Below are 9,251 nucleotides of genomic sequence, written 5' to 3'. Positions count from 1 at the left end.
ACGGGCGCGCCCCACCGCGCCCGACCTGGTGTTCGCTGACGAGCCGACCGGCAACCTCGACTCCGCGAGCGGACGCGAGGTGCTGCAGCTGCTGTCGAACGCGAGCCGCGAGCACGGCCAGTCCATCGCCATGGTCACGCACGACGCGATCGCCGCCAGCCATGCCGACCGGGTGCTGTACCTCGGCGACGGACGCATCGTGGCCGATCACCCGCGCCAGAGCGCGGAGCAGATCGCCGCATACATGCTGGCCGCGGAAGTGGCGGCGTGAGCGCCGTGGCGACGGTCGTCTCCGACACCACGAGGACAGGACCGCGCCTCACCTGGCTGCGCGACCGGGGGATGGGGGCGAGCGTGCTCGTCGCCACGCTCTCGTCCGCCCTCGGTGTGGTGCTGGTCGAGACGACCGCGTACATCGGCGCGATGCTGAAGGCCGACCCGTACATCGGTGACAGCGGAACGCTGGCCGTCGTGGTCGCCCTGCTCTCCGTGCTGCTGATCGGGGTCGCGCTGTACGTCGGCGCGATCGTCACCGCCAACACCTTCTCGACGATCATCGCAGGACGCACGCGCCGCATCGCGCTGGTGCGGCTGATCGGCGGCAGCGCCCGTTCCCAGCGGGTGGAGGTCGCGAACCAGGGACTGGTCGTCGGCGCGCTCGGCGCACTCATCGGCCTGGTCGTCGGCTTCGCGATGGTCTGGATCGGATCGGCCGTCGCCGACAGGATGCTGGGGGCACTGCCGTCGTTCTCCCTGATGCAGCCGGCGATACTCATCCCGGCGCTCGGGGTCGCACTGACGACGTGGGCCGCAGCCTGGGTGGGGTCGCGGCGCGTGCTCGCGGTGACTCCGCTGCAGGCGATCGGAGGCTCGGTGGAGCGCTCGCACGACGATGCCGCCCGTCGTCCTGCCAGGCACGTCGGAGCGCTGCTGCTGCTCATCGTCGGCGCGGCGCTGCTGGCGTTCGGCGTGCTCATCGGACTGGTGACGCCGCTGGGAGTGGTCGTGGCGTTCTTCGGCGGGCTGTTCTCGTTCACCGGGATCTCGCTGGGCTCCGTGCTCGTGATGCCGCCGCTGCTGCGACTGGTCGGAAAGCTGTTCGGACGGTCGGCGACCGCCCGTCTCGCGGCCGAGAACGCGCTGCGGTACCCCGAACGCTCCAGCCGCATGGCGATCGGGGTCGTCATGGGCGTGACACTGGTGACGATGTTCGCCGTCGCGCTGGAGTCGGTCAAGGTGCTGCTGGCGAAGGCCGCGGGCGGAGAGCTCGACTCGGAGTTCTCGCTGATCATGGACAGCTTCGCCGCCATCATGATGGTGCTCGTCGGCGTCTCGGCCGTGATCGCCGCTGTCGGCCTGGTCAACCTGCTCACGATCGGAGTGGTGCAGCGGCGGCGCGAGCTCGGACTGCTGCGTGCGATCGGGCTGTCGAACGGCCAGGTGCGGCGGATGCTCCTGCTCGAGGCGCTGCACATCACGATCACGGCGACGGTGACAGGGCTCGTGCTCGGCGTCGCGTACGGCTGGATCGCCGCGCAGTCGCTGCTCGGTTCGGTGCGGATGCCGCCGAACTTCGACACCGCAGGGCTCGTGTCGCCGGCAGTGCCGTGGATCCCCGTGGTGGTGATCATCGCCGCGACCGCGGTGCTGACGCTGGTGGCCGCTGCGACGCCCACAAGGCTCGCGACCCGCGTGGCCCCGGTCGAGGCGCTGGCCGTCGACTGACCCGCTTCTCCCGGCGGGTCTCGTAGGCTTGGGGGATGCCGCAGCCGTTCGATCAGTCCACGTACCAGGTCCGCTTCGAGTGGGGTGCCGCCGGACTGCGGCGTCTCGCGCCGGCCGACGTGGTCGTGGTCGTCGACGTGCTGCGATTCTCGTCGACGGTGACGGATGCCGTGGCATCCGGCCGCACGGTCGCACTCACGGATGCCGTGGGCTGGTCGCGCAACGGCGCAACCGTCGCCGCAGCGGCCGCAGCAGGGGAGGTGACTGTGCTCCTCGGCTCGCTGCGCAACGCGTCGGCGGTGGCGAAGACGGTGCTCGAGCTGCAGAACCGTCGACAGCAGCGCACCTCGGTGGCGGTGATCGCGGCCGGCGAGCTGACGGATGACGGCGAGCTCCGCTTCGCCGTCGAGGACCAGCTCGGGGCGGGCACGGTCATCGCGGCGCTGAGCGACCTCGGCGCGGATCACACGTCGCCGGAGGCCGCGGCCGTCTGCGAGTCAGCGCGCGGGCTGCGCCGGGCCATGCGCCATCTGCTCACGGCATCCGGCTCGGGCAAGGAGATCGCGGACGGCGTCGCCGCGACCGCGCGGATCGAAGGTGCGGGTCTCGTCCCGACCGGGACTGCGGCCGCCGCAGAGGTCGACGCGACCGACGCGGTGCCCGTGCTCAGCGACGGAGAGTTCGTCGCGTTCGTGTGACTCGGTAGCCGTGCGCGGCGAGCGGGGTCGCAGCTACTGGGGGCGCGGCATCTGGGCGGCCAGCTTCACCTCGGCCGTGATCTCGCGACGGGTCCACGTGAACTCGAACCGTGGGTCGAAGGTGCGCGAGCACTTGACGCACGACGTCGCCCTGCCCGGCCTGCGATGCCGGTACGTCACGTGGCCGGCGGGGCAGGTGCCGATCCACGGTGCGAGCTCTTCGGCCGTTTCTCCGTGGTGCGTCGTGCCGCCGACGTAGCCGATGTCGCGGGCGATCAGCTTCCACTTCGCACCGTGCGCCGCACGGTGCCCCGCCCGCGCATGCGCCACCTCGTGAAGGAGCACTTGATGAATCTCATCGTCGTCGAATCGTGCAGCGAGGTACCGTGACACGGTGATCCGCTTGGCGCGGAAATCGCACTGCCCGGCACGACGCTTGGCGTGGTCGAAGCCGAACGACCACGAGTCGTCGAGGTGCAACCGGATAAGTGCGTCTCCCCAGATGCGCACACGGTCAAGTTCCGCCATGCGCCTAGGCTAAATCATCCCGCCGACATCAGGGGCGCGCGACGTGATTCAGCTGCTGACGAGCTGCCCGCTGCGGCGCTTCTCCGCGGCCTCGATCGCCAGCAGCGCGACCTCGAGCTCGGCGTCCGCTGCGCCGGCCTCCCTGCGCAGGAAGAGGGCCTGCTTGAAGCTCGTTCGCGCCTCGTCGAAGTCGCCGGCGTCGTACGCGTTCTTGCCGTGGTGCTGGTGCGCGAACGCCGCGATCGACGCCCACCCCTGTCCTTCGGCTTCGGATGCGCAGGTCGCGAGCTCCTGTTCGGCGGCGGCGTGCGCACCGCGGTACTGCAGGATCGTCGCGTGCAGCACGCGTGCGCGCAGCACGTCCTTGCGGGTGCCGGCCATCCGTGCGACACGCACCGACTCGTCGGCGAGCGCCAGCGCGTCATCGAGCTGACCGAGCACCTTCAGCAGCCAGACCCGCTCCAGCAGTGCAGGCAGGCTGCGCTGCGACTCGATCTCGACCAGCCGTTCTGCGCATTCGACCTGATCGACCAGCTCACGAAGAGTCTCTGGATCGTAACCCTTGATGTAACCCATGTGCTCTCCCTCCGCGGCGCCTCGCTCCAGTCTGCCTGTCGGATCTGCGGACGAGCCCGCGGCACGCCCCGGAGTGCGATTTCAGCGCAGGAAGATCGACGCATCCGGTTTCGGAGATGCCACGGCATCCGCATCCGTGACGACGCGCGCACCCTTCGCGAAGGCTGCGACCTCGGCGTCCTGGGCGATCTTCGCCGGATGCGGGCCGGCTGCCAGCATCCGTGGCAGCCATTCGGTGGGCAGGGGAGAGGGGGATGCCGCGATCACCAGATTCCCGAACCGGCGGCCCTTGAGCACCTGCGTGTCGGCGAGCAGCGCCACCTCGGGGAGCACGGCGGCGATCGTGGCGACCTGGCGCCTCGCGAAGGCGAGGCCCGGCCCGTCGGCGACGTTCACGAGCAGGACGCCGGTGGGTGCGAGGAGCTCCGACAGTTCGCGGTAGAACTCGACGCTGGTCAGATGCGCCGGGGTCTGCGCGCCCGAGTACACGTCGGAGACGACGAGGTCGCAGGCGCCGGTGAGCGCGGGCGGCAGCTTCTTCGCACCAGCGCGCGCGTCGCCGATCCGGATGCGGATCGACGCACCGCGAGGCAGCGGCAGGTGCTCGCGGACGAGTGCCGCGAGCGGTGCCTCCCATTCGATCACCTGTTGACGCGATCCCGGCCTTGTCGCCTCGATGTATCGGGGGACGGTCAGCGCACCCGCGCCGAGATGCACGGCGGTCAGCGGTGCGCCGGGGGAGGTCAGCTGGTCGATCACCGCGCCCATGCGCACGACGTACTCGAAGTGCAGATGCGTCGGGTCATCGAGATCGACGTGGGACTGGGGCGTGTCGTCGACGACCAGCTCGAAGCCGGTGGTGAACTCCGACGGCGAGATCACCGCGATACCGCCGTGATCGAGTCGCGCCTGCGGGTGCTCGGTGTCCTTCGCGCGCGTCCGTCCCATGCCATCGACCCTATGCGCCTGGTGCGTGTTACAGGTGTATGACGATCCCTCGCAGGAGTTGCAGGTATTTTGTTAGTGATGAATACTTTTTCCTGATCGGCATGCAACCGTTGCGCGCCGAGGCACTTTTCAATGAGGAGATTCACCAGATGAAGAAGCGCATTCTTCCCATCGTGGCGCTGGGCGTCACGGCATCGCTGGGCCTCGTCGCGTGTTCCGGCGACGCGGGCAACGGCTCGGCCGACGGTGAGGACCAGACCCTCAGCGTCTGGATCATGCAGGGCACGAACCCTGACTCCACCGCGTTCCTCGACGAGGTCTCCACCGCCTTCAAGGAGGAGACCGGCGCGACCGTCGAGTTCGAAGAGGTGCAGTGGGCCGACGCGCACGACCGCTTCGTCACGTCGATCGCCGGTGGCACGACACCCGACATCGCCGAGACCGGCACCACCTGGACCGCGGAGTTCGCCGACGCCGGCGCCCTGGTCCCGCTCGACGAGTACGTCGACGCTGAAGACGGCCTCCGCGACGACCTGGTCGAGGGGCTCGAGGTCGCAGGCACGTACGACGAAGAGCTGTACGGCATGCCGTGGTACGCCGGCGTCCGCTCGCTCGTCTACCGCGCCGACATCTTCGAGGAGCTCGGACTCGAGGCTCCGAAGACGTGGGACGACATCGTCGCCGCAGGCGAGGCCATCAAGGCCGCGCACCCCGAGATGCTCGCGTTCCCGGTCGCCGGGGACTCCGAGTTCTTCGTCTACCCGTGGGTCTGGGGCGCCGGCGGCGAGATCGCCACGCTCGACGGCGACACCTGGACGAGCGAGCTCGACAGCGAGAAGTCGCAGGCCGGCATCCAGTTCTACACCGACCTGGCCACGAAGCACGGCTTCTCCTCCGCAGGTGCGACCACGTGGAAGGAGACCGACATCCGTGACGCGTTCACCCAGGGCAACGTCGCGATGATGCTCTCCGGTTCGTGGACGCCCAACGCGCTCATCGAGACCAACCCCGACCTCGAGGGCAAGCTCGGCGCAGCCGTCATCCCTGGTGAGGACGGCGACATCGCTCCGTCCGTGCTGGGCGGATCGCACCTGTCGGTCTTCAACACCACGAAGAACGCCGACCTCGCGTGGGAGTTCGTCCAGTTCATGACCACGGGCGAGTTCGCTGAGAAGTGGGCGGAGCAGACCGGGTACTTCCCCGGTGTCGCCTCGGCGATGGAAGAGGCACTCGCCTCGACCGACCCGCTGGTCGCTCCGTTCGCCGAGCAGATGGTCGACGGCGGCGCATCCGTGCCGGTGACCCCGAACTTCGGCGCCGTCCAGGCGAAGAAGACCACCAACGCGATGATCCAGTCGATCCTCAGCGGGCAGAAGGACGTCGCCACCGCGACGAAGGATGCCGCAGCCGAGATGACCGAACTGCTCAACCAGTAACAACCAGTTAGGCAATACCTCTCCATGTCGACGGTGCACGCACCGCTGCCGACACCCACGGAGGCGGGGAACCCCCCCGCCTCCGTGGCCGGCGGCCGCCGATCAAATCGGTTCCTCTCCATCGCCAAGGCACGCCCTTGGCTGCTCCTCGCCCCCGGGCTCGCGATCCTCGCCGGGCTCATGCTGTGGCCTCTGGCGCAGGTATTCATCTACTCGCTCCAGGACTACGGCCTGCGGGAGATCAACACCGGGGAATCGAACTTCATCGGCTTCGACAACTACGTCGAGGCGCTCACCAACCCGACCCTCTGGACGGTCGTCCTCCCGAACACCGTCGGCTTCGCCGCCGTCGCGGTGTTCGCCACGGTCACGGTCGGCACTCTCGTGGCGCTTCTGCTGCAGCGACTGGGCACGACCTGGCGCGTGATCGTCTCCAGCTGCATCATGATCGCGTGGGCGATGCCCGCCGTCACCGGCACGTATGTCTGGACGTTCATCTTCGACGCCGACCGCGGCGTCTTCAACGACATGCTGCAGGGCCTCGGACTGATCGACGGCTCGGTCAACTGGTTCACCAACCAGTGGTCGTTCTACGCGATCGTGCTGCTGAACGTCGTGCACCACGGCTTCCCGTTCGTGGCGATCACAGTGCTCGCCGGTCTGCTCGGCGTCTCGAAGGAGATGCTCGAGGCGGCGGCTCTCGACGGTGCAGGCGCCTGGCGCCGCTTCTGGAGCATCGTCTTCCCGACTCTGCGCCCCGTCTTCTCGGTCGTGATCATCCTGTCGACCATCTGGGACTTCAAGGTGTTCGCGCAGGTCTACCTGATGCCGGGCGGCTCAGGATCGAACCGCTCCGTGCTCAACCTCGGAGTCTGGTCGTACGTCGAATCGTTCGGTCAGAACCGCTACGGATTCGGCGCCGCGCTCGCCGTGCTGCTCACACTCGCGCTGATCGGAATCACGATCGTGTACATCCGCTCGCTCATGAAGGAGGACGAACTGTGAACCCGAACGACAAGTCCGTCCTGTCGAAGGTCGGCATCGGCGTCGGGGTCGCCGCGGTCCTGATCTTCACGCTCTTCCCGGTGTACTGGATGGTCTCCAGCGCCTTCGACAAGAACGCCTCCAGCGGTGGGCGCTCATTCTTCCCTGAAGAGCTCACCTTCGACCACTTCGCGTTCGTCTTCACCGAGGGCGGGTTCGGCGTGTTCCTGCGCAACTCCGCGATCGTCGCACTCGTGACGGTGCTCGTGAGTGCGCTCGTCTGCCTGCTCGCCGCGGTGGCGGTGGCGCGGTTCAAGTTCAAGTTCCGCACCACGATCCTCATGATGATCCTCGTGGTGCAGATGGTGCCGCTCGAGGCGCTCGTGATCCCGCTGTTCCTGCAGGTGAAGAGCCTGGGGCTGCTCAACAGCATCATCGGCCTGATGATCGTGTACGTCGCACTCTCGCTGGCGTTCGGCATCTGGATGCTGCGCGGCTTCGTCGCAGCCGTCCCTGTCGAGCTCGAGGAGGCCGCGTACATCGACGGCGCGAGCTGGTGGCGCATGTTCCGATCGGTGCTGCTGCCGCTGGTGATGCCGGGCCTCGTCGCCACGAGCATCTTCAGCTTCATCACGGCATGGAACGAGTTCATCTTCGCCATGACGATGCTCGGCGGTGCGAGTGATCAGTACACGGTCGCGATCGGTCTGAAGTCGTTCTTCGGCCTGCACTCCAACGACTGGGGAAGCATCATGGCCGCCTCGACGATCATCACGATCCCCGTCATGATCTTCTTCGTCATCGTGCAGCGCCGGCTCGCGAGCGGCATGGTCGCCGGAGCGGTGAAGGGATGACGGACGACCTCACCCGTCTCGCCAACAGCGTGCTGTGGCCGGGGTTCTTCGGAACAACGGCTCCGGAGTGGCTGCGCACGGCTCTCGAGGACGACCTCGCGGGTGTCGTGTACTTCGGTCAGAACATCTCGGTCGACCTTGCAGCGCTGAGCGCGGAGATCCACGCGGCGAACCCGCAGGCGCTGATCGGCATCGACGAGGAGGGCGGCAGCGTCACCAGGCTCGAAGTCGGAACAGGGTCGACGCTCCCCGGAGCCGCGCAGCTCGGCGTCGTCGACGACGTCGCCGCGAGCAGGGCGACCGGCATCGAACTCGCCCGCAGGGCGCGTGCGGTCGGTATCGACGTCGTGCTCGGACCGGTCGCTGACGTGAACACCGACCCGCGCAATCCGGTGATCGGCGTGCGCGCATTCGGCGCGGATGCCGCACTCGTCTCCCGCCACGTCGCAGCGACCGTCGAGGGGCTGCAGGACGGGGGAGTGGCCGCGTGCGTCAAGCACTTCCCCGGCCACGGCGACACCCATCTCGACTCGCACCACGCGCTGCCGGTGATCACCCTGGACCCCGCCGAGATCGAGGACGTGCACCTCGAGCCGTTCCGTTCTGCGATCGCAGCGGGCGCCGACTCGATCATGACGGCGCACATCGTCGTCCCCGCGTGGGGTGAGCGGCCGGCCACGCTGAACCCGACCGTGCTCGGCCGTCTGCGCGAGCTCGGCTTCGAGGGCGTCATCATCACCGATGCGCTCGACATGGCCGCCGTCCGCGAGTCGGTCGGGATCGGCGGAGGAGCCGTGCAGGCGCTGGCCGCAGGGGCCGATCTGCTGTGCATCGGCAACCCGACCAACCCCGGTGCCGCCGCTCTGCCCGATCAGGACGAGCGCGACTATCTCACCGCGCGTGAGGCGATCGTCGCGGCGCTCCGCGACGGCACTCTTCCGCGAGAACGCGTCGAGCAGGCGCGCGATCGCGTTCGTGCCCTGGCGGCGAAGGTCGCCGTCGGCGTGCCGGAGGCCGCGGACGAGACCCCCTACGACGGTGCGGCGATCGTACGGCGTGCCCTGCGGGTCACGGGCGCGATCGACGGGCAGGCGGATGCCACGGCATCCGCTGTGTCCCTCATCGACGCGCGCCGGCGTTCGACGCTCGCGGTCGACAGCGCGGCGTCGTACGTCGCCGACGGTCTCGCCGGCGACGGCTTCCGCGTGCGGCTGGATGTCGACCGTGCGACGGATGAGGAGCGGGATGCGGCGCTGGACGCGGCGCTGACGGCCGAAGGGCGCCTCGTGCTGCTGGTCGACCGGCCAGATGTCGCCGACGCCCAACGGGCGCTCATCGACGACGCTGCCGGCCGTGATCCGGGCGCCGTCGTGGTGAACGTGGGCCTGCCGGCCAGGCATCCGTTGCCGCTTCCTGTCGTCGAGGTCGCTGCCGCGAGCCGTGTGGGCGCCGAGGCGGCTCGCGCCCTGCTGCTCGGTCGCTGACGCGCTCCTGCCGAACGC

9 protein-coding genes and 1 pseudogene are annotated in these 9,251 nt (G+C 68.7%); 7 read left to right on the top strand and 3 right to left on the bottom strand.

What is annotated here, in order from left to right; genetic code table 11:
- From ACNPNP_RS12095 to ACNPNP_RS12085, 3 genes and pseudogenes are all read left to right on the top strand, one after another.
- Positions 1-271 (top strand): annotated as a pseudogene (locus ACNPNP_RS12095) (ABC transporter ATP-binding protein); the annotation flags it as partial.
- Entirely contained in the window at positions 268-1,725 is a 1,458-nt protein-coding gene (locus ACNPNP_RS12090) for an ABC transporter permease (RefSeq protein WP_448966289.1), read from the top strand. The pseudogene ACNPNP_RS12095 and the gene ACNPNP_RS12090, both read left to right, overlap by 4 nt.
- A gap of 35 nt (positions 1,726-1,760) precedes the next feature.
- Positions 1,761-2,423, top strand: a complete 663-nt coding sequence (locus tag ACNPNP_RS12085; RefSeq protein ID WP_448966288.1) for a 2-phosphosulfolactate phosphatase — start codon at positions 1,761-1,763, stop codon at positions 2,421-2,423.
- A 33-nt stretch (positions 2,424-2,456) separates the two neighbouring features.
- Here ACNPNP_RS12085 and ACNPNP_RS12080 read toward each other — a convergent pair whose 3' ends face one another.
- From ACNPNP_RS12080 to ACNPNP_RS12070, 3 genes are all read right to left on the bottom strand, one after another.
- Positions 2,457-2,951, bottom strand: coding sequence for a SprT-like domain-containing protein (locus ACNPNP_RS12080; RefSeq protein ID WP_448966287.1), 495 nt, complete (start codon positions 2,949-2,951; stop codon positions 2,457-2,459).
- Between the two features lie 48 nt (positions 2,952-2,999).
- Positions 3,000-3,527, bottom strand: coding sequence for a hypothetical protein (locus ACNPNP_RS12075; RefSeq protein ID WP_448966286.1), 528 nt, complete (start codon positions 3,525-3,527; stop codon positions 3,000-3,002).
- A gap of 81 nt (positions 3,528-3,608) precedes the next feature.
- Positions 3,609-4,475, bottom strand: a complete 867-nt coding sequence (locus ACNPNP_RS12070) for a spermidine synthase (protein ID WP_448966285.1) — start codon at positions 4,473-4,475, stop codon at positions 3,609-3,611.
- A 149-nt stretch (positions 4,476-4,624) separates the two neighbouring features.
- Here ACNPNP_RS12070 and ACNPNP_RS12065 point away from each other — a divergent pair, with 149 nt between their 5' ends.
- From ACNPNP_RS12065 to ACNPNP_RS12050, 4 genes are read left to right on the top strand one after another with little or no spacing between them, the layout of a single operon-like run.
- Entirely contained in the window at positions 4,625-5,911 is a 1,287-nt protein-coding gene (locus tag ACNPNP_RS12065; RefSeq protein WP_448966284.1) for a sugar ABC transporter substrate-binding protein, read from the top strand.
- 24 nt (positions 5,912-5,935) lie between these two features.
- Positions 5,936-6,916 (top strand): carbohydrate ABC transporter permease, encoded by a 981-nt coding sequence (locus ACNPNP_RS12060; RefSeq protein ID WP_448966283.1) that lies wholly within the window; start codon positions 5,936-5,938, stop codon positions 6,914-6,916.
- Positions 6,913-7,749, top strand: a complete 837-nt coding sequence (locus ACNPNP_RS12055; RefSeq protein WP_448966282.1) for a carbohydrate ABC transporter permease — start codon at positions 6,913-6,915, stop codon at positions 7,747-7,749. Before ACNPNP_RS12060 ends, ACNPNP_RS12055 begins: the two co-directional genes overlap by 4 nt.
- A complete protein-coding gene (locus ACNPNP_RS12050) occupies positions 7,746-9,233 on the top strand; it encodes a glycoside hydrolase family 3 protein (RefSeq protein ID WP_448966281.1) in 1,488 nt (495 codons plus the stop codon). Before ACNPNP_RS12055 ends, ACNPNP_RS12050 begins: the two co-directional genes overlap by 4 nt.
- Positions 9,234-9,251 lie beyond the last annotated feature (18 nt).

It is taken from the genome of Microbacterium xerophyticum, assembly GCF_053543555.1.
Note: the sequence above shows the minus strand (reverse complement) of the source record. Positions and strands in the feature narration are given on the sequence as shown.

Coding starts and splice junctions, on each gene's coding strand:
- ACNPNP_RS12060 (WP_448966283.1), top strand. CDS start 5,936: ATGTCGACGGTGCACGCACCGCTGCCGACACCCACGGAGGCGGGGAAC.
- ACNPNP_RS12085 (WP_448966288.1), top strand. CDS start 1,761: ATGCCGCAGCCGTTCGATCAGTCCACGTACCAGGTCCGCTTCGAGTGG.
- ACNPNP_RS12080 (WP_448966287.1), bottom strand. CDS start 2,951: ATGGCGGAACTTGACCGTGTGCGCATCTGGGGAGACGCACTTATCCGG.
- ACNPNP_RS12050 (WP_448966281.1), top strand. CDS start 7,746: ATGACGGACGACCTCACCCGTCTCGCCAACAGCGTGCTGTGGCCGGGG.
- ACNPNP_RS12065 (WP_448966284.1), top strand. CDS start 4,625: ATGAAGAAGCGCATTCTTCCCATCGTGGCGCTGGGCGTCACGGCATCG.
- ACNPNP_RS12075 (WP_448966286.1), bottom strand. CDS start 3,527: ATGGGTTACATCAAGGGTTACGATCCAGAGACTCTTCGTGAGCTGGTC.
- ACNPNP_RS12070 (WP_448966285.1), bottom strand. CDS start 4,475: ATGGGACGGACGCGCGCGAAGGACACCGAGCACCCGCAGGCGCGACTC.